The 18,138-nt window shown below is 75.3% G+C and carries 18 protein-coding genes; 7 read left to right on the forward strand and 11 right to left on the reverse strand.

The annotated features are described in order from the left end of the window. Positions 1-178: 178 nt before the first annotated feature. Positions 179-979, forward strand: a complete 801-nt coding sequence (locus tag ACFV1L_RS00205) for a tyrosine-protein phosphatase (protein WP_380361471.1) — start codon at positions 179-181, stop codon at positions 977-979. An 18-nt stretch (positions 980-997) separates the two neighbouring features. Here ACFV1L_RS00205 and ACFV1L_RS00210 read toward each other — a convergent pair whose 3' ends face one another. Continuing rightward, positions 998-1,687 carry a VOC family protein gene (locus ACFV1L_RS00210; RefSeq protein WP_380361473.1) on the reverse strand — a complete coding sequence of 230 codons (690 nt, stop codon included), beginning with the start codon at positions 1,685-1,687 and terminating at the stop codon, positions 998-1,000. 61 nt (positions 1,688-1,748) lie between these two features. Beyond that, positions 1,749-2,756, reverse strand: a complete 1,008-nt coding sequence (locus tag ACFV1L_RS00215; RefSeq protein ID WP_380361475.1) for a PHP domain-containing protein — start codon at positions 2,754-2,756, stop codon at positions 1,749-1,751. Between the two features lie 177 nt (positions 2,757-2,933). On the opposite strand from ACFV1L_RS00215, the gene ACFV1L_RS00220 reads away from it, so the two are divergent. Continuing rightward, positions 2,934-3,860, forward strand: coding sequence for a diiron oxygenase (locus ACFV1L_RS00220; RefSeq protein ID WP_380361477.1), 927 nt, complete (start codon positions 2,934-2,936; stop codon positions 3,858-3,860). Between the two features lie 9 nt (positions 3,861-3,869). Here ACFV1L_RS00220 and ACFV1L_RS00225 read toward each other — a convergent pair whose 3' ends face one another. Further along, positions 3,870-4,136, reverse strand: a complete 267-nt coding sequence (locus tag ACFV1L_RS00225; protein WP_380361478.1) for a helix-turn-helix domain-containing protein — start codon at positions 4,134-4,136, stop codon at positions 3,870-3,872. Positions 4,137-4,519: 383 nt separating this feature from the next. On the opposite strand from ACFV1L_RS00225, the gene ACFV1L_RS00230 reads away from it, so the two are divergent. Beyond that, positions 4,520-6,031, forward strand: a complete 1,512-nt coding sequence (locus ACFV1L_RS00230) for an MFS transporter (protein WP_380361480.1) — start codon at positions 4,520-4,522, stop codon at positions 6,029-6,031. Between the two features lie 612 nt (positions 6,032-6,643). Next, entirely contained in the window at positions 6,644-7,294 is a 651-nt protein-coding gene (locus ACFV1L_RS00235; protein WP_380361482.1) for a hypothetical protein, read from the forward strand. An 18-nt stretch (positions 7,295-7,312) separates the two neighbouring features. Here the strand turns inward: ACFV1L_RS00235 and ACFV1L_RS00240 are convergent, their stop codons facing one another. Both ACFV1L_RS00240 and purB read right to left on the reverse strand, forming a co-directional pair. Then, entirely contained in the window at positions 7,313-7,588 is a 276-nt protein-coding gene (locus tag ACFV1L_RS00240; RefSeq protein ID WP_380361483.1) for a hypothetical protein, read from the reverse strand. A gap of 551 nt (positions 7,589-8,139) precedes the next feature. Continuing rightward, positions 8,140-9,570 carry an adenylosuccinate lyase gene (purB, locus tag ACFV1L_RS00245; protein WP_380361484.1) on the reverse strand — a complete coding sequence of 477 codons (1,431 nt, stop codon included), beginning with the start codon at positions 9,568-9,570 and terminating at the stop codon, positions 8,140-8,142. A gap of 127 nt (positions 9,571-9,697) precedes the next feature. On the opposite strand from purB, the gene ACFV1L_RS00250 reads away from it, so the two are divergent. Both ACFV1L_RS00250 and ACFV1L_RS00255 read left to right on the forward strand, forming a co-directional pair. Further along, positions 9,698-11,884, forward strand: a complete 2,187-nt coding sequence (locus tag ACFV1L_RS00250; protein WP_380361486.1) for a HelD family protein — start codon at positions 9,698-9,700, stop codon at positions 11,882-11,884. 32 nt (positions 11,885-11,916) lie between these two features. After that, a complete protein-coding gene (locus ACFV1L_RS00255; protein ID WP_380361488.1) occupies positions 11,917-12,273 on the forward strand; it encodes a DUF6204 family protein in 357 nt (118 codons plus the stop codon). Between the two features lie 7 nt (positions 12,274-12,280). On the opposite strand, the gene ACFV1L_RS00260 is transcribed toward ACFV1L_RS00255, so the two are convergent. The 4 genes from ACFV1L_RS00260 to ACFV1L_RS00275 all read right to left on the reverse strand — a co-directional run bounded on the left by ACFV1L_RS00260 (position 12,281) and on the right by ACFV1L_RS00275 (position 14,906). Then, positions 12,281-13,180, reverse strand: coding sequence for a DUF2797 domain-containing protein (locus ACFV1L_RS00260; protein WP_380361490.1), 900 nt, complete (start codon positions 13,178-13,180; stop codon positions 12,281-12,283). Between the two features lie 29 nt (positions 13,181-13,209). Next, positions 13,210-13,650 (reverse strand): MarR family winged helix-turn-helix transcriptional regulator, encoded by a 441-nt coding sequence (locus tag ACFV1L_RS00265; protein WP_380361492.1) that lies wholly within the window; start codon positions 13,648-13,650, stop codon positions 13,210-13,212. Positions 13,651-13,755: 105 nt separating this feature from the next. Continuing rightward, the gene (locus tag ACFV1L_RS00270; RefSeq protein ID WP_380361494.1) at positions 13,756-14,151 is read right to left on the reverse strand and encodes a DUF3037 domain-containing protein; all 396 of its coding nucleotides are present in this window, start codon (positions 14,149-14,151) and stop codon (positions 13,756-13,758) included. After that, the gene (locus tag ACFV1L_RS00275) at positions 14,151-14,906 is read right to left on the reverse strand and encodes a HipA family kinase (protein WP_380361496.1); all 756 of its coding nucleotides are present in this window, start codon (positions 14,904-14,906) and stop codon (positions 14,151-14,153) included. Before ACFV1L_RS00275 ends, ACFV1L_RS00270 begins: the two co-directional genes overlap by 1 nt. Positions 14,907-15,025: 119 nt before the next feature. On the opposite strand from ACFV1L_RS00275, the gene ACFV1L_RS00280 reads away from it, so the two are divergent. Next, positions 15,026-16,384 (forward strand): NAD(P)/FAD-dependent oxidoreductase, encoded by a 1,359-nt coding sequence (locus ACFV1L_RS00280; protein WP_380361498.1) that lies wholly within the window; start codon positions 15,026-15,028, stop codon positions 16,382-16,384. Between the two features lie 53 nt (positions 16,385-16,437). Here the strand turns inward: ACFV1L_RS00280 and ACFV1L_RS00285 are convergent, their stop codons facing one another. Both ACFV1L_RS00285 and ACFV1L_RS00290 read right to left on the reverse strand, forming a co-directional pair. Continuing rightward, positions 16,438-16,791, reverse strand: coding sequence for a hypothetical protein (locus ACFV1L_RS00285; RefSeq protein ID WP_380361499.1), 354 nt, complete (start codon positions 16,789-16,791; stop codon positions 16,438-16,440). Beyond that, entirely contained in the window at positions 16,791-18,134 is a 1,344-nt protein-coding gene (locus ACFV1L_RS00290; RefSeq protein WP_380361501.1) for an aminotransferase class I/II-fold pyridoxal phosphate-dependent enzyme, read from the reverse strand. The genes ACFV1L_RS00285 and ACFV1L_RS00290 overlap by 1 nt, the downstream gene beginning before the upstream one ends. Positions 18,135-18,138: the final 4 nt, after the last annotated feature.

Below are 18,138 nucleotides of genomic sequence, written 5' to 3' on the forward strand. Positions count from 1 at the left end.
AGCCCACCCTGCCCGCTGACGGCCCGTCAATCAACGGGGCGCGCGCAGCACGGCGTGCGTCCAGGGGCGCACGCTCCGCCGCTCGGTGCAGCGGCCCGCCCGCCCGGGGGTACTCCGGGGGCGACCCGCCCGGGCCGCGCCTAGCGTGCTGGCAAGCCCCGCCGGCAGGGAGGTCGTCATGCAGCACTCGCACATCGTTGACTCCGCCACCGTCGCCAACCTGCGCGATCTCGGCGGCATCGACCTGCCCGGCGGCTCCCGGGTCCGGCCCGGACTGGCGCTGCGCTCCGGCCAGTTGGACCGGCTCGACCAGGCCGGCGACCCGCTGTTCGACGCGCTCGGCGTGCGCACCGTGATCGACCTGCGCAGCGGCGGCGAGCGCGCCGCCTTCCCGGACCGGGTGCCCGGCGGGGCGCACCTGCTGGTCGCCGACGTGCTCGCGGACCGGGCCGGCAACGGCGTGACCACCGCGCTGACCGCCGCGCTCGCCGACCCCGCCACCGCGAACCGCACCCTCGGCCGGGGCCGGGCGGCGCTCGCGGTGACCGAGGACTACCGCGCCTTCGTCACCTCCACCGCCGCCCGGCGCGCCTACCGGCAGGTGCTCACCGCGCTGGCGCACCGGGGCGGCGGCCCGGTGCTGTTCCACTGCACGGCCGGCAAGGACCGCACCGGCTGGGGCGCCGCGCTGATCCTGCTGCTGCTCGGCGCGGACGAGGAGACCGTACGCACCGAGTACCTGTCGGTGGACCCGGCGGTGCACGCCCGGTACGCCCCCCTGCTGGAACGTTTCCTCGCCGGGGGCGGCGACCCGGAGATCGCCGACGCGATCCTCTCGGTCCGCGCCGAGTACCTGGCCGCCTCCCTCAACACCCTCGCCGACCACTGGGGCGACCCGGAGAACTACGCCCGGTCCGGCCTCGGCCTGCGCGAGGACACCCTCGACAGCCTCCGCTCCCGCCTGGTCCAGGCGGCCTGAGCGGGCGCTGACGGCACGTCAGCCCGGCACGCCCGCCGCGCCGACGCAGGCCTCGTTGCCCTCGGGGTCGGCCAGCACCCAGAGCACCGGCGCGTGCTCGTCCGTCACCAGTCGGCCGCCGGCGGCCAGCGCGGCGGCGACCCGCTGCTCGGCGACGTCGTGCGGCACCCACACGTCCACGTGCACGCGGTTGCGCTGCGGGCGGGGCTCGTCCATCTGCTGGAAGTAGAACGGCGCGCCGCGGCGGGCCGGGTCGATCAGGTCCTCCGGGCTGCCGGCCCGGTCGCGGTAGCCGAGCAGGGCCCGCCAGAACGCCACCACGGCGGGCCGCTCCAGGGCGTCCACGGTGACCTGCACGGTCTGCACGGCGTGCGGCTCGGCGGCGGCGCCCAGCTCGCGGGCGGCCGCGGAGATCCGGCGAGCCAGCTCGATGTGACGCTCCGTCAGCCCGTAGTACTCCTCGCCGGCCGCGATCAGCCGGACGGTGACGCCCTCGGGCCGCACGTCCACGTCGGGCGCGCCGAGCCCCTCGACGGCGGTGGCGATCGCGGCCACCAGCCGGGCCCCGTCGGCGAAGGACCCGGTGCGGTAGAACGCGCAGGCGCCCTCCCCCAGGACCCGCCATTCCTCCGTGCCCGGGGCGGCGTGGAACGCCGTCGGCCGGATCGTGCTGTCCGCGTGTGCAACCTTCGGTTGATCTTCCGTCATCCGGGCAGCGTAGCGCGGCCGTCGGACAACGCGGTCGCCGAGGCGGGTTCCGGCGGGCGGGTCAGCGGGCGGCGGCCCAGGCCAGCAGGTGGTCGGCCGACCAGGCGGTGATGATCCGCTCGGCGTCCAGGCCGCGGGCGGCGGCCCGTTCGCAGCCGCTCTGCTGCCAGTCCAGCTGGCCCGGGGCGTGCGCGTCGGTGTCGATCGCGAACAGGCAGCCGAGGTCGGCGGCCAGGGTGAGCAGGTCGTCCGGCGGGTCCTGGCGGTCCGGGCGGCAGTTGATCTCGACCGCCGTGTCGTGCTCCCGGCACGCGGCGAAGACCGCCTCCGCGTCGAACTCGGACTCCGGGCGGGGCTTCCCGCCGAGCCGCCGCCCCGTGCAGTGGCCGAGCACGTCGACCAGCGGGTTGCGGACGGCGGCCAGCATCCGGCGGGTCATCGCCGCGCGCTCCATCCGCAGCTTGGAGTGCACCGAGGCGACCACCACGTCCAGCCGGCCGAGCAGTTCCTCGTCCTGGTCGAGCGAGCCGTCGTCGAGGATGTCGCACTCGATGCCGGTGAGCAGCCGGAACGGGGCGAGCCGGCCGTTCAGCTCGTCGACCAGGTCGATCTGCTCGCGCAGCCGCTCGGCGCTCAGGCCGTTGGCGACGGTCAGCCGCGGCGAGTGGTCGGTGAGGACGGCCCAGTGGTGACCGAGGTCGCGGGCGGTGCGGGCCATCAGCTCGATCGGCGCGCCGCCGTCGGACCAGTCCGAGTGCAGGTGGCAGTCGCCCTGGAGCTTCTCGCGCAGCCGCAGCGCGGGCGTGGACGGCCTGGGTTCGGCGGCCGCCACCCGGGCCTCGGTCTCCACCAGGTACTGCGGGGTGCGGCCCGCCGTGGCGTCCGCGATCACCCGGGCGGTGACGGGGCCGACGCCCGGGAGGCGTTCGGCGGTGGCGGCGTCGACCGGGCCCGCGGGCAGGTGGGCGGCGGCTTCGGCGGCGGTGCGGAACGCCTTGACCCGGTACGGGGAGGCGAGTTCACGCTCCAGCAGGAAGGCGATGCGTTCCAGGGCGGTGACCGGATCCATGCGGCCAGTCTGCGCGGGGCCGCGGCCGGCCGCATGCGGGCCACCGCCGGACGGCCGCCGGATCCCGGCGGTGCCGTCCGGGGCCGGTGATCCGGCCCGACCCCTTGTTGACACTTCGTCTCATTGGTTTACTCCTCCTGGAGTCCCCGCCGCCGCCACCCCCACCGGAGTCCGCCGATGCCCGCCACCCCGACCCCCACCGGGACGCCCGCCCAGCAGCGCAACGCCGACCGCGAACTCAACGCGGCCCGCCTGCTGCGCGCCTCCGCCAAGCACTCCTACGACCCGCTCACCGAGATCGACTGGTCCGCCCCGATCGACCCCGACCACTACGCGCTCCCCGCGCACCGCGTCGCCCTCTACGGCACCCCGCTCTGGGACCGCCTCGACGAACGGCAGCGCGCCCGGCTGAGCGTCCACCAGTTCGCCTCCACCACCGCCGCCGGCATCTGGTTCGAACTGGTCCTGATGGAAGGCCTGATCCGGCACGTCTACGCCAACGACCTGACCACCGGGCACGCCCAGTACGCGCTCACCGAGGTCGCGGACGAGTGCCGGCACTCCACCATGTTCGCCCGCTACATCACCGCCACCGGCTACCCGTCCGCCCGCCCCACCCGGCGCGCCGACCTCCTGGGGCGGCTGCACTTCCTGCTCAACGACACCACCATGACCTTCGCCGGCGCGATATTCGTCGAGGAGTTCACCGACGCCATGCAGCGCGAGATGATCCGCGACGAGAGCCTCCAGCCGCTGGCCCGCTCCGTCGCCCGCATCCACGTCGTCGAGGAGGCCCGCCACATCGGCTACGCCAAACCCGAACTCGAGCGCCGCTGGGCCGCCATGACCCCGGCCCGCCGCGCGGTCTTCCGCCGCGCCCTCGCCCAGCTCGCCCGCCACGCCGTCGCCGAACTCGTCCACCCCCGCGTCTACGCCCTCGCCGGCCTCGACCCCGCCGAAGCCCGCCGCGCCGCCGCCGCCAACCCCCACTGGCGCCAGGCCCGCATCGACTGGTCCCGCAAGGCCCTCGACTTCTTCACCGACCTCGGCATCCTCACCCCCGCCACCACCACCCCCTGGCGCCGCGCCTCCCTCCTCCCCTGACCCTCCCCCTTACCGGGCACCCCCGCCGCCGACTCCGGCAATGATCGCGACGTCAGCCTCGGACATGCCCAGCACCTCCGCGATCGGTCGCACGAGGAGCGGGCTCGGGTTGAGCCTGCCGGCCTGGAGCATGCGGATGGTGGCCATCGACAACCCGGCTCCCGTCGCCGTGTCCCGGTACGGAATTCCGCGCTCGGCCATCAGGTCGGTGAGAACCCGCGCGAACGGGTGCGGCTCCGTCTGCCCGGCCGGGGCGACGGCCGGGCCGAGGACCACGCCGGCACGGACACCTCGGTGAACCTCGCCGCGCGGCCATGGCGGTCGCTCCCCACCTCATGGGGGTGGGCCGACTCGACGAGGGTCACCGACCAATCGGCATTCCACCAGGGAAGCTCCTGCAGAAGACCGTTGAAGAACGGGAGCAGGGCCGCCGTCACGTCCGGCGGGTCCTCCCGCTCTCCCCCGACGACTCCGGGCCAGTACGTCAGTGCCGCGATCACATCGGCCGTCAGCCTCCGATTGCCTGTCTCCATGACCTCATCCTTCCATCGGGCGCCTCCGCGCCCGGTGCGGCGGGGGCTCGGACCAACTACGCGGTGCGGGGGCCCGCAGGGCGTGGCGGGGTGGGCGGGAGGGGGTTCCTGACGGAGGATCGGGATGTGAGCGATGCGGATGTGGCGGCCGGTGCGATCCGGCTGGGGACCGGGCGCGGGCGGTGGGTCGTTGCGGCGACGGCGCTCGGGTCCGGGATGGCGATGCTCGACGGGACGGTGGTGAACGTCGCGCTGCCGCGGATCGGCGAGGACCTGGGCGCGAGCCTGGCCTCGCTGCAGTGGACGATCAACGCGTACATGCTGACGCTGGCCGCGCTGATCCTGCTGGGCGGCTCGCTCGGCGACCGGTACGGCCGGCGCCGGGTGTTCCTGGTCGGGGTGTGCTGGTTCGCCGTCGCGTCGGCGGGCTGCGCGGCGGCCCCGAACGTCGAGGTGCTGATCCTCGCGCGGGCGCTCCAGGGCATCGGCGGCGCGCTGCTGACGCCGGGTTCGCTGGCGATGCTCCAGGCGGTGTTCCACGAGGACGACCGGGCGGGCGCGGTCGGCGCCTGGTCGGGGCTGGGCGGTGTGGCGGCGGCCGTCGGGCCGTTCCTCGGCGGCTGGCTGGTGGACGGTCCGGGCTGGCGGTGGATCTTCCTGTTGAACCTGCCGCTGGCGGCGCTGGTCGTCGGGGTGACGGCCCGTCACGTCCCGGAGAGCCGCGACCCGGACGAGCAGGGGCGGTTCGACGTGCTGGGCGCGCTGCTCGCCGCGCTCGCCCTGGCCGGCATCACGTACGCGCTGACCGAGGCGGGCTCCGGCCTCACCCCGGGGGCGGTCGTCGCGGGGCTGGCGGGCCTCGCGCTCACGGCGGCGTTCGTCCTGGTCGAGCACCGGTCGCCGAATCCGATGCTGCCGCTGTCGCTGTTCCGCTCCCGGCTGTTCACGGCGGTCAACCTGGTCACCCTGTGCGTGTACGCGGCGTTCAGCGGGGTGTTCCTGCTGCTGACGGTGCAGTTGCAGATCGTCGCCGGGTTCACGCCGCTGCTCTCCGGCGTGGCGCTGGTGCCGATCACCGTGCTGATGCTGCTGTTCTCGGGGCGGGCCGGGCAGTTCGGCCGGGCGGTCGGGCCCCGGCTGCCGCTGACGCTGGGGCCGCTGCTGGTCGCCGCCGGGGTGCTGCTGATGCTGCGGATCGGCCCGGACGCGAACTACTGGCTGGACGTGCTGCCCGCGGTGACCGTCCAGGGCGCCGGCATGACGCTGCTGGTGGCGCCGCTCACCGCGACCGTCCTGGCCGCGGTCGACGTCCGCCGCGCGGGCATCGCCTCGGGGGTGAACAACGCGGCCGCCCGCGCCGCGGGCCTGTTCGCGGTCGCCGCGATCCCCCCGCTGGCGGGGCTGAGCGGTGACGCGTACCGGATCCCGGCCGAGGTGGACAGCGCTTTCCGCACGTCCATGCTGATCTGCGCCGGCCTGCTCGCCGCCGGTGCCGTCCTCGCCTTCACCACCATCCGCGCGGACGCCCTCGCCCCGCCCCACCCGATCGCCGAACCCGACTGCGACTGGTACTGCGCCCCCACCTCGCCCCCGATTCACCCGGACGAGGGGTCTGCGAGTTCCGGCCGGCCGGCCTGACACCGCGGTGGACCGCGCGTGGACCGGAACCGCCCCGAACCGGAGCCCTGCCCTCCAGGTGCGTCAACTTCCGGACGTGACACGGATCTTCACCTGATCGTGCTTGACGGCCCGTCAGTTCGGGCGCTAGCCGACAGGTGCCGGAGTCGGGGCCAGGGGCTAGACTCCGGTCACGCGCGGCGCGTCCGAACGGGTTACGGGCAGTTGCGGCGCGTTGACGGTAAGGTAGCACCCGCTCCCCGCGGCTCGGTCCGAGCCGCGCAGGGCGGCGCTGAGGTGGCAGGACACCGGAGGCTCTCTCTCCGGGCGCGACGACGAAGGCGGGGACGAAGGGCCGGGCGGGCACCACCGAGGGTGCCGGTCCGACCCAGTGGCGCTAGTGAGACGGCACCGAGATGCGGCCGGCGGCGGGATCCTTGGCCGTCTCCGGCCGTTGCTGGAAGGGGTGCGGCCGGTGGCCGTGCCGCTCCCGCCCGGGGGACGCCACCGCACGGCGGCTCTCCTTCGGGGTCCGGCCGGGATCGACCAGCGGTCCCGGCGCCCCCGTCATTCAGCTCCTGACCCGAGCCGGCCGCCCGTCGGCTCGCATAGCGCGAAGCGAGACCCCCGCCCGTGACCACCAGTGCCACCGAGCCTCCGTCTCCGGAGCCGTCCGCCGCCGGCCGGCCGGACACGCCGGCGCCCCGCGTCCCGCGCCAGCCGCGCGAGCGGGACCGGTCCGGCCGGAACGCACAGCCCGCCCCGGCGCCGCAGGACGCCCCGTCGGCCCCCGAGCCCCGTACTCGCCGTCGGCCCGCGCCCGGCAGCACGACCGGGACCGTCGGCGAGCCCGGTGCCGGGAACCGCCCCGCGCCGTCGGAGCGGCAGCGCGGGAAGGAGCCGCAGCCGCAGCCCGCGCCGCCGGCCCGCCGTGAGTCCGAGCCGCTGGCGCCCGTCCCGCCCGAGCAGGTGGGCTACGGCTTCTGGGCGTTCGCCGACCGCCAGGTCACCCTGCTGCGGGAGGTCTCCCGGGACACCGGCGACACCTTCCGCTTCATCCTGGTGGTCGCCGCCGTGCTGGGCGCCCTGGTCGCCGCGGTGGTCGTCACCGGCCTGGTGCTCCACAACGTCCCGCTCGCCTCCGCGGGCGGTGCCGGCGCCGTGCTGTTCGGCGGGTGGGGCATGCTCCGCACCGCCCGGGCGAACCGTCGCCGGCGCGGGCAGGACGATGTCCCGGCACGGCCCCGGGCGCCCCGCAACAACCGTTCCCGCCGGGGCCGTTGAGCCGGACGCCGGGCCGGCTCACCGCCCGTGGCGCTGCACCATCGACACCAGCACCCGGTCCGCGCTGAGCACCGACGCGACCCCGAGCGGGACGAAGAAGGCGAGGAACACGGCCACCGTCGCGGCCCCGGCGGTCGTCCCGGTGAGGACCCGGGCGAGCACGCCGGACACCAGCAGGTCGAGCGTGCCGAGCGCTCCGAGGTAGCCCACCACGGCACTGCCGGGCACCTGCGTCCCGGCCGCGAGGGCCCCGGGCGTCGGCTCCGTTGACTGCGTCGGCTTCGTCGGTCGCATCGCTGACTCCCCGCGCGGGTTCGAGACCTCCGCCGGCGTCTCCGTTGTCGACGTCATGACGGACATGTTCTGTCTACCCTTCAAGCGGCGTGCCCGGGCACCGATTCCGGCCGTTTGCCCCCATCGCGCACCGGGTGCGTGTAGTGTGCCGTCCCCCCGGCGTCGGACCTGCCCGGCGGTCATGCGGCCACGCCCGTACGGACGGGTGGTGCGACGGATTCGCCGGCTTCGGCGCGAACGCACGGCTCAGGACACTGAGATCGGCCCACCAGACATTCCCCCGTTTCGTCTGACCAGGCATCAGATGCACGTGCAAGGCGTAACTTACCTGCCCGCCGAGGGAATCGGGCAACCGCCCCGGCCGGATGTCGGCCAGGTCGCGCTATCGGACCGGAACGCTCCGTCCCCCGCTCCGAATGTGGCCGATCGCTCGCACTGCGCGGCCGCTTCCTGACCCTACGACTCCTCGACGACCGTTGCCAAGAGGCCTCCGCAGCACACTGCCCGCCCCCGACTCGACGCCGGGAGCGGGCAGTTGGGCGTGCGAGCCGTCAGAGGATGTCGCCCGGGGCGTACTTGGCGGCCTCCGGGTGGGCGGCGGCGACGGCCTCGATCCGGCGGACGAGCTCGCCGACCTGGGCGGCGGCCGCGCCGGTGAAGGAGAGGCGGTCGGCGAGCAGCGCATCGATCGCGTCGCGGTCCAGCGGGATCCGGGCGTCGGCGGCGAGGGCCGGCACCAGGGTGTTCTCGCGGGCGCCCTCGCGCATGGCGAGCGCGGCGGCGACGGCGTGCTCCTTGATGACCTCGTGCGCGGTCTCCCGGCCGACGCCGGCCCGCACCGCGGCCATCAGGACCTTGGTGGTGGCCAGGAACGGCAGGTAGCGGTCGAGCTCGGCCTCGATGACGGCGGGGAAGGCGCCGAACTCGTCGAGGACGGTCAGGAAGGTCTCCAGCAGGCCGTCGAAGGCGAAGAACGCGTCCGGCAGCGCGACCCGGCGGACCACGGAGCAGGAGACGTCGCCCTCGTTCCACTGGTCGCCGCCGAGCTCGGCGGTCATCGAGGCGTAGCCGCGCAGGATGACGGCGAGGCCGTTGACGCGCTCGCAGGAGCGGGTGTTCATCTTGTGCGGCATCGCCGAGGAGCCGACCTGGCCGGCCTTGAAGCCCTCGGTGACCAGCTCGTGACCGGCCATCAGGCGGATGGTCTTGGCGATGCTGGACGGACCGGCGGAGAGCTGGACCAGGGTGGAGACCACGTCGTAGTCGAGCGAGCGCGGGTAGACCTGGCCGACCGAGGTGAAGACGTTCTCGAAGCCGAGGTGGCCGGCCACCCGGCGCTCCAGCTCGGCGAGCTTCTCGGCGTCGCCGCCCAGCAGGTCGAGCATGTCCTGCGAGGTGCCGACCGGGCCCTTGACGCCACGCAGCGGGTAGCGGGCGATCAGGTCTTCCAGGCGGGCGAAGGCGACCAGGACCTCGTCGGCGGCGGTCGCGAAACGCTTGCCGAGGGTGGTGGCCTGGGCGGCGACGTTGTGCGAACGGCCGGCCATGACCAGCTCGCCGTACTGGGCGGAGAGGCGGCCGAGGCGGACCAGGACGGCCACCGTGCGGTCGCGGACGTGCTCCAGCGACTGGCGGATCTGCAGCTGCTCGACGTTCTCGGTGAGGTCGCGCGAGGTCATGCCCTTGTGGATCTGCTCGTGCCCGGCGAGTTCGGAGAACTCCTCGATGCGGGCCTTCACGTCGTGCCGGGTGACCTTCTCGCGGGCGGCGATGGACGCCAGGTCGACCTGGTCGACGACGCGCTCGTAGTCGGCGATCGCGGTGGGCGGCACCTCGATGCCGAGGTCCCGCTGGGCCTTCAGGACGGCGAGCCACAGGTGGCGCTCCAGCACCACCTTGTGCTCGGGGGACCACAGCTGGGCCAGGGTCGCCGAGGCGTACCGGGAGGCCAGGACATTGGGGATCTTGGGCTTCGCGCTCACGCTTCGCAAGCCTAACAGTCGAGGTCAGGCGGGAATGCAGCGCCTCCGCCGGGCGGACGGGTAGCATGGTCGATTGCACATGCCCAGCCGCTCCACCTTACAAGTCCCTCAGGCCAAGGATATCACGTTGACCGAAGAGATGGCAAGCGACGCCGTCCTGGCAGCCGAACTCCGCACCGAGCAGCACCGGTTGACAGAGCTGTACGCCCGGCTGGACGCCGCCCGCGAACAGGCCCGCACCGCGTGGGAACAGGCCGCCGCCGCGCCCGCCGGGCCGGGCGGCACCCGGCAGGCCCGGCTGGAGCGGGAGGTGGTGCTCGCCGAACGCACCCGCCGCCTGGCCCGGCTCACCGCCGTCGAACGCGGCCTGTGCTTCGGACGGATCGACGGCCGCGACGGCGCCGTCCGCCACATCGGCCGGATCGGCCTGCTCGACGACGAGTTCGAACCCCTGCTGCTGGACTGGCGCGCCCCGGCCGCCCGCCCGTTCTACACCGCGAGCGCCGCCGACCCGGCCGGCCTGCTCCGCCGCCGCCACCTGCGCACCCGGCAGCGGCAGGTGGTCGGCCTGGACGACGAGGCGTTCGACCTGGACGCGCTGGACGCCGACGGCCGCCGCACCCTGGTCGGCGAGGCCGCGCTGCTCGCCGAGCTGCGCCGGGCCAGGACCGGGCGGATGCGCGAGGTGGTCGCCACCATCCAGGCCGAGCAGGACCGGGTGATCCGCTCGGGCCTGCACGGCGCGGTGGTGGTGCACGGCGGCCCCGGCACCGGCAAGACGGTGGCCGCGCTGCACCGGGCCGCGTACCTGCTGTACACCCACCGGGAGGTGCTGGAGCGGCGCGGCGTGCTGGTGATCGGCCCGAACCCGGCGTTCCTGCGCTACATCGAGCAGGTGCTGCCGTCGCTCGGCGAGACCGAGGTGCTGCTGCGCACCCCCGGCGAGCTGTTCCCGGGCGTGCGCGCGGTCGACGCCGACCGGCCGGAGACCGCTGCCTTGAAGGGCTCGCCGCGGATGGCGGAGGTCCTCGCCGAGGCGGTGCGCCTGCACCAGCGGCTGCCCGCCGGGGACGGCCTGCTCGCCGCGCTCGACCTGCCGCTCCCCCGCCGGCTGCTGGCCGCCGCCCGCGAACGCGCCCGCGGCCTGCGGCTGCCGCACAACGCGGCCCGCGCCGAGTTCCTGCGCACCGCCCTGCGCGGCCTGGCCCGCGCCCGCGCCGACGCGATCGGCCGCCCGTGGGACGAGGAGGAGGCCCGGTACGCGCCCGGCGAGCTGTGGGCCGAACCGGAGGTCCGGGCCGCCCTGGACGCACTGTGGCCGCTGCTGACGCCGCATCGGCTGGTCGAGTCGCTGCTCGCCGACCCCGACCGCCTCGCCCCGTCCCTGACCCCCGCCGAACGCGCCGCGCTGCGCCGCGCCGCGGGCGCGCCCTGGACGGTGGAGGACGTGCCGCTGCTGGACGAGGCCGCCGAACTGCTCGGCAGCGACGGCGCGGAGCGGCGCCGGGCCGCCGCCGAGCACGGCCGGGCCCGCGCCGAGGCCGAGCACTACGCCCGGGGCGTGCTCCAGGTGACCGGCCAGGAGGGCGAGTTGGACGCGGCGGCGCTGGCGGAGCGGCACGCCGACGACGGGCCGTACCGGTCGACGGCGGAGCGGGCGGCGGCGGACCGGGAGTGGACGTTCGGGCACGTGGTGGTGGACGAGGCGCAGGAGCTGTCGGCGCTGGCCTGGCGGATGGTGATGCGGCGGATCCCGACCCGTTCGCTGACGGTGGTGGGAGATCTGGCGCAGACCTCGTCGGCGGCGGGCGCCCGCGACTGGCAGGAGATGCTGGGCCGCTACCTGGGCACCCGCTGGCGGGAGGAGCGGCTGACCGTCAACTACCGCACCCCGGCGCCGATCATGGCGGTGGCGGCGGCGCTGCTGGCGGCCGTCGATCCGGCGGCGCGGGCGCCCGAGTCGGTGCGGGCGGCCGGGGAGCCGCCGCGGGCGGTCGCCGTCGCGGACTACCCGGCGCAGCTGCCGGCCCTGCTGGCGCCGGACGGGCCGGGCACCACGGGCCTGGTGGTGCCGGACTCCCGGCTGGCGGAGCTGGCGCACCTGGGGGCGCTGACTGCGGCGCAGTGCAAGGGGCTGGAGTTCGACGCGGTGGTGGTGGCCGATCCGGCGGCGATCCTGGCGCAGTCCCCGCGCGGCGGCCACGACCTGTACGTGGCGCTGACCCGGGCGACCCGCCGGCTGACGGTGGCTCACCACGGGCCGCTGCCGGAGCCGCTGCGGGCGGCGTTCGCGGGGGTGCCGAAATCGGGGTGATCGGGACGGGCCGGCCGGGTTAGGGTCCCGCCATGACGACTCGTACGTTCCGGATCATGGTGCGCGGCTCCTTCGACGCGCTCACCCCCGAGCAGCACGCCGAGCTGACCGCCGCGGCGGCCGAGCACGACGTGCTGCACGCGCGGTTCACCGAGGAGGGGCACCTGACGTACGACCTGTCGGCCCGTCCGTTCTTCACCTTCCGGTTCCTGGAGCACGGGGAGGCGGAGGAGGACGTGGTGGCGGCGTCGGTGCGCGCGGAGACGGCGGCGGAGCTGTGGCTGACGGACCGCGGGTACGGCTACAAGAACCTGAAGTCGCAGGCGCAGGACCTGGCGTTGGCGGCGGTGGGCGCGCGCGGCAAGCAGGAGGCCCGCCGGAAGGGCTGACGGGCCGTCAGAACAGGGTGTCCTGCTCGGCCGCGGGGCGGGCCCGGGGCAGCAGGGTGAGCCCGTGGCAGCCGTCGGCGTCCTCGGCGTGCAGGGTCCAGCCGGTGAGCAGGCGGGTGTCGAGCAGCAGCGGGGGGCCGGCGGGCGGGTCGAGGAAGAGGTGGCCGCCGATCGGGCGGCGCAGCCGTCCGGTCAGCCGGGCGCCGTCGCTGAGCGCCTTGACCTGCTGGTACTGGTCGGGGGCGCCGTCGGTGAGGCCGTACAGCTCGACCTGGTCGGTGACGGGGTGGTCGGGCAGCAGCGTGACGGGGTCCCCGGCGAGGAGTTCGAGGGCGCGGGTGCGGCCGGCGGCGAGTTCGGCGTGCCGGTCGGCTGCGGCGGGCAGCGTCCACCAGGCGGGGTACTTGGCGGCGGCGGGGATCCGTTCGCGGGCCAGTCGGGCCCGGGCGACGGCGAGTTCGGCGCGGCGGACGGCGGGCAGCGGGCCGTGCGCGAGGAACGTCCAGGTGAGGGCGGCCTGTTCGAGCAGGCGGACGGTGCCGCGCTCCTCGGCGGTGAGGCCGACCTTGAGCAGGCCCGGGCCGAACCAGGCGAGGTAGAGGCGGTAGCTGCGGCCGTCGTCGAGGATCCGGTCGCGGGCGAGTTGCAGGCCGCGGTCGGCGCTCTGGCAGGTGGGGCACTGGGTGGTGGTGCCGTCGGGTTCGATGACGGCGCGGTGCGGGCAGGGCCGGTGGCCGCGGGCGGTGCCGGCGCCGGTGCAGCGGCGGGGGCCGGCGATCCGCCAGGCGACGGGGAGCCCGTCGCCGAGCGGCCGGTCGTGGCGGGTGGTGCCGTCGGTGGCGGTGAGCCGGGGCGTGCCGTCGTGCCAGCGCAGCCCGGTCGAGGTCCATCCGTTCGCCTGGTGCATCCGGTGAGCGTAGGGCATCCGACGGACAGTCAGGGGCGGAGCAGCGGCAGGACCTGTTGGCAGAGCCGGGACAGGGCGGCGCGTTGGTCGGCGTCGAGGCTGTCGAAGGCCTGGCGGGCGCGGGTCATGTCGTCGCGGATCCGGTCGAGGACGGTGCGGCCGTCGTCGGTGATGGTGACGATCTTGACGCGGCGGTCGGCGGCGGCGGCCTCGCGGTGGGCGTAGCCGAGTGCTTCGAGGCGGTCGACGATGCCGGTGACGTTGGAGGCGTCGCAGCCGAGGCGTCCGGCGAGGGCGCGCATCGGGACGGGTTCGAGGACGGCTTTGAGTGCTTTGGCCTGTGAGGAGTTGAGGCCGTGCCGGGCCGCGGCGGCGGCGAAGTCCTGGAAGTAGGCCGTGCCGACCTCCGCGACCTGCTCCATCAGTTCGGTGGTGGAGGGTGCGGTGCCGGTGCCTGTGGTGCTGCCCATGGCGGTCAGGGTACGCCCATCGTTTCAGTGCCTCCAGTATTGAGTGGGGCAAGTAATCGGGAGATCCGGTGGAAGGGGCCCCTCGGCCGGGTGCGGTGCGGAGTGCTACAGCACCAGACGGTCGAAGAGGTGGTGGAGTTCCGCGTCCGGGTCGGCGGTCAGTCCGGTGTGCACGGGGCCGGGCTGGACGACGGCGCTGCGCGGGGCGGTGAGCCAGCGGAAGCGCTGCCCGGGGCTGTCGGCGGCGGCCGGCCCGGCGGCGTCGCCGCCCTCGCAGACCGCCTCGATGCCGCGCAGCGCGCGCCGCACGCCGACCACGTCGGCGACCGGGTCGAGGGCCAGCAGCCGGCCCTGGTCGAGGTGGGTGCGGGCGCCGAGGTAGCCGGAGTCGCGGCAGTACAGCAGGACGCCGATGTTGACGCATTCGCCGCGCTCGACACGGGGGACGGCACGGATCACCGCGTACTCGTAGTCCTTGGGGTGCTGGTCGTGCGGGTCCATCAGGCGGCCACCTCCGGGAGCCAGTCGCGGGGCCCGGCCAGGCGGGCGGTGAGCTGCGCGGTGTAGGCGGCGCGGACGGCGTCGGGCGTGTCGAAGCCGGGCTCGTCGGCGAGCCACACGTCGGGGATCGCGGCGACGGCGGCGGGCAGCGCGGCCCCGGCCAGCGCAGCGAGTTCGGCGTCGACCTCCGGCAGGTGCCGGACGGCGTGCCGCAGGGCGTGGTCGCCGGCGTCGTAGGGCTTGCGGCGCCAGGCCTCGGCGCGCGACCAGCTGTGGTGGAAGATCAGGCTGGCGCCGTGGTCGATGAGCCGCAGGCCGCCGGTGGCGACCAGCAGGTTGGGGTTGCGCCAGGACCGGTCGACGTTGCCGATCAGGGCGTCGAACCAGAGCACCCGGGCGGCGGTGTCGGCGTCCACCTCGAAGCACAGCGGGTCGAAGTTCAGCGCCCCGGAGACGTACGCCATGCCCAGGTTGGCGCCGCCGCTGGCCCGCATCTGGTCCTGGATCTGCACCTCGGGCTCGCTGCGGGCGAGCACCGGGTCGAGGTCGACCAGGGCGAGTTCGGGCACCGGCAGGCCGAGCCGGCGGCCGAGTTCGCCGGCCAGCACCTCGGCGACCAGCGCCTTGCGGCCCTGGGCCGCGCCGACCCACTTCAGGACGTACAGCCGGCGGTCGTCGGCCTCGATCAGGCCTGGCATCGAGCCGCCTTCGCGCAGCGGCGTCGCGTAGCGGACGGCCGTCACCTCGGAGAGCATCCCGACAGCCTATCGGTCTCTTCCGGATGCACTCTCCGTTACCCCGTGCGAGTGTGGCCAGCAGTCGTCCTTGCTGCTTCACGGACTCGTCACCGGACTCGCAACGTAGGGGATGAACGATGGAACGACCTCGGATCCTGATCATCGGCGGCGGCTTCGCCGGGTTGGAGTGCGCGCGCCGCCTGGAGCGCAAGCTCGCCCCTTCCGAGGCGGAGATCTACCTGGTCACGCCGTTCAGTTACCAGCTGTACCTGCCGCTGCTGCCGCACGTCGCGGCCGGGGTGCTGACCCCGCAGTCGGTGGCGATCTCGCTGCGGCGCACGCTGCGGCGCACCCACATCGTCCCGGGCGGGGCGATCGGCATCGATCCGCGCTCGAAGGTCGCCGTGGTCCGCAAGATCACCGACGAGGTGGTGGCGGAGAAGTACGACTACCTGGTGCTGGCGCCGGGCAGCGTCACCCGGACCTTCGACATCCCGGGCCTGCCGGACTACGCGCGCGGCATGAAGACGCTCGCCGAGGCGACGTACATCCGCGACCACGTGATCGCCCAGCTGGACCTGGCGTCCGCGTCGATGGACGAGAACGAGCGGGCCTCGCGGCTGCAGTTCGTGGTGGTCGGCGGCGGGTACGCGGGCACCGAGACCGCGGCCTGCCTGCAGCGGCTGACCACGGCGGCGATCAAGCGCTACCCGCGGCTGGACCCGGACCTGATCAAGTGGCACCTGATCGACATCGCCCCGAAGTTGATGCCGGAGCTGGGCGACAAGCTCGGGCAGACCGCGATGGAGATCCTCCGCAACCGCGGCGTGGACGTGTCGCTGGGCGTGTCGGTCGCGGAGGTCGGCGCGGAGACGGTGAAGTTCACCGACGGCCGGACGCTGCCGTGCCGGACGCTGATCTGGACGGCCGGCGTGGCCGCGTCGCCGCTGATCGGCACGCTGGACGCGGAGACGGTGCGCGGGCGGCTCGCGGTGACCGCCGAGATGCGGGTGCCGCAGTTCGAGGGCGTGTTCGCGCTCGGCGACGCCGCGGCGGTGCCGGACCTCGCCAAGGGCGACGGCGCGGTGTGCCCGCCGACCGCGCAGCACTCGGCCCGGCAGGGCAAGCGGCTGGCGGAGAACCTGGTGGCGGCGCTGCGCAACCAGCCGCTGCAGCCGTACTTCCACAAGGACCTCGGCCTGGTCGTCGACCTCGGCGGCAAGGACGCGGTGTCCAAGCCGCTGGGCGTGGAACTGCACGGCATGCCCGCCCAGTTGGTGGCGCGCGGCTACCACGTGATGGCGATGCGGACCAACAGCGCGAAGTACCGCACCACGGCGAACTGGCTGCTGAACGCCACCGCCGGCGACGACTTCGTCCGCACCGGCTTCCTGGCCCGCCAGCCCGCCCGCCTGCGGGACTTCGAGTACACCGACGCGTACCTGTCCCGCGACCAGGTCCGCGAACACGCCCAGGCCCTGCTGGCCAAGGGCTGACGCCCCCGCGACGTGTGAGGAGCCCCCGCCCGGACCTCCGGGCGGGGGGCTCCTCACACGTCGTACGGGTGGAGCTCGACGTGCTCCCGGGGGACGGTCAGCTCCAGCGGGCCGGGCGGGCGGCCGGGCAGGTCCAGCAGGATCGGCGTGTCGCCCAGCCGCAGCACCCCGTCGCCGTCGAAGTCGCCGATCAGGACGAGCAGTTCGCCCTCGGCGCGGACCTCCGGGCCGGGCCGGTCGGCGGGCCGGACGGCGGCGCGGTCCTCGTCGACGGTCCATTCGACGGTGCGGTCGCCGGGCGGGTCGGCCGGGCCGCCGCGCCAGCGGGCGACGGCCCGGCCGTACGGCGTGTCCGCCTCGGCGAGCAGGGGCGGCCCGGGGTGCAGGGCGCCCAGGCGGATCCGCATCAGGTGACCCGGGAGCCGTGGCCCGGGGTGCCGAGGGCGGCGGCGATCGCGGCGGCGAGGGCGGGCGCCTCGGCGGGGTCGAGGCCGGCGATCCCGATCCGCACGGCGGGCGGGGAGGCGAGGCGGAACCGGGCGCCGGGGGCGACCACCCAGCCGCGGTGCAGCAGGGCGGCGACCGCGGCGGTCTCGTCGGGGACGGGCACCCAGACGTTGACGCCGCTCTCGCCGTGCGCCCGGACGCCGTGCGCGGCGAGCGCGGTGAGCAGCGCGTCGCGGCGGGCCCGGTAGGCGGCGGCGACGGTGGCGGCGGGCGCGGCGTCGGTGCGGCGCAGTTCGAGGACGGCGCGCTGCAGCAGGTGGCTGACCCAGCCGGCGTCCAGGCGCTGGCGGCCGAGGACCCGGGCGACGGTGTCGGCGTCGCCGGTGAGGACGGCGACCCGCAGGTCGGGGCCGAGGGCCTTGGCGGCGGAGCGGACCAGCGCCCAGTGGGTGACGGTGGTGCCGCCGCGGCCGTCGGAGGCGAGCGACTGAAAAGGCTGGTCGACCATGCCGTGGCCGTGGTCGTCCTCGATCAGCACGGTGCGCGGCCGGGCGGCGAGCACGGTGCGCAGGGCGGCGGCGCGGGCCGGGGTGAGGGCGGCGCCGGTGGGGTTCTGGGCGCGGCTGGTGACCACCAGGGCGCGGGCGCCGGCGTCCAGGGCGTGGGCGACGGCGTGCGGCAGCGGGCCTTCGTCGTCGACGGCGACGGGGGCGGTGCGCAGCCCGAGCGCGGGGACCAGGTCGAGGACGGAGCCCCAGCCCGGGTCCTCGACGGCGACGGTGTCGCCGGTGCGCAGGGTGGCGGACAGCACCCGGCCGATGCTGTCCAGGGCGCCGGAGCAGACGGCGAGTTCGCCGTCCGGGGAGCCGTCGGCGCGGAACTCGGCGCGGAATCCGTCGAGGAGTCCGGGCTCGGCGACGGGGTGGCCGTACAGGACGGTGGGGCCGGCCGCGGCGGCGGCGAGGGCGGGGCCGAGCGGGGGCAGCAGGGCCGGGTCGGGGTTGCCGGCCGAGAGGTCGCGGGCGCCGGGCGGGACGGGCAACCGGACTTCGTCGCGGGGGGTGGTGGCAGGGCGGGGGCGGATCCGGCTGCCGCGGCGGCCCGCGGTCTCGATGACGCCGCGTTCGCGCAGCAGGCGGTAGGCGGCGGCGACCGTGTTGGGGTTGACGCCGAGTTCGCCGGCCAGGTCGCGCAGCGGCGGCAGGGCGGCTCCGGGCGCCAGCCGGCCGTCGGCGACCGCGCGTTCGACGTCGGCGGCGATCTCGCTGGCCCGCCGACCGGTGATCCGATACTCTCCTAGCACAAAC

Source organism: Kitasatospora sp. NPDC059646 (assembly GCF_042734615.1).
GTDB lineage: Bacteria > Actinomycetota > Actinomycetes > Streptomycetales > Streptomycetaceae > Kitasatospora.

What these genes read in the sequence shown, in the direction of transcription:
- ACFV1L_RS00205 (WP_380361471.1), top strand. Translation starts at nt 179, where the DNA reads ATGCAGCACTCGCACATCGTTGACTCCGCCACCGTCGCCAACCTGCGC.
- ACFV1L_RS00210 (WP_380361473.1), bottom strand. Translation starts at nt 1,687, where the DNA reads ATGACGGAAGATCAACCGAAGGTTGCACACGCGGACAGCACGATCCGG.
- ACFV1L_RS00215 (WP_380361475.1), bottom strand. Translation starts at nt 2,756, where the DNA reads ATGGATCCGGTCACCGCCCTGGAACGCATCGCCTTCCTGCTGGAGCGT.
- ACFV1L_RS00220 (WP_380361477.1), top strand. Translation starts at nt 2,934, where the DNA reads ATGCCCGCCACCCCGACCCCCACCGGGACGCCCGCCCAGCAGCGCAAC.
- ACFV1L_RS00240 (WP_380361483.1), bottom strand. Translation starts at nt 7,588, where the DNA reads ATGCGACCGACGAAGCCGACGCAGTCAACGGAGCCGACGCCCGGGGCC.
- ACFV1L_RS00255 (WP_380361488.1), top strand. Translation starts at nt 11,917, where the DNA reads ATGACGACTCGTACGTTCCGGATCATGGTGCGCGGCTCCTTCGACGCG.
- ACFV1L_RS00260 (WP_380361490.1), bottom strand. Translation starts at nt 13,180, where the DNA reads ATGCACCAGGCGAACGGATGGACCTCGACCGGGCTGCGCTGGCACGAC.
- ACFV1L_RS00265 (WP_380361492.1), bottom strand. Translation starts at nt 13,650, where the DNA reads ATGGGCAGCACCACAGGCACCGGCACCGCACCCTCCACCACCGAACTG.
- ACFV1L_RS00270 (WP_380361494.1), bottom strand. Translation starts at nt 14,151, where the DNA reads ATGGACCCGCACGACCAGCACCCCAAGGACTACGAGTACGCGGTGATC.
- ACFV1L_RS00275 (WP_380361496.1), bottom strand. Translation starts at nt 14,906, where the DNA reads ATGCTCTCCGAGGTGACGGCCGTCCGCTACGCGACGCCGCTGCGCGAA.
- ACFV1L_RS00280 (WP_380361498.1), top strand. Translation starts at nt 15,026, where the DNA reads ATGGAACGACCTCGGATCCTGATCATCGGCGGCGGCTTCGCCGGGTTG.
- ACFV1L_RS00285 (WP_380361499.1), bottom strand. Translation starts at nt 16,791, where the DNA reads ATGCGGATCCGCCTGGGCGCCCTGCACCCCGGGCCGCCCCTGCTCGCC.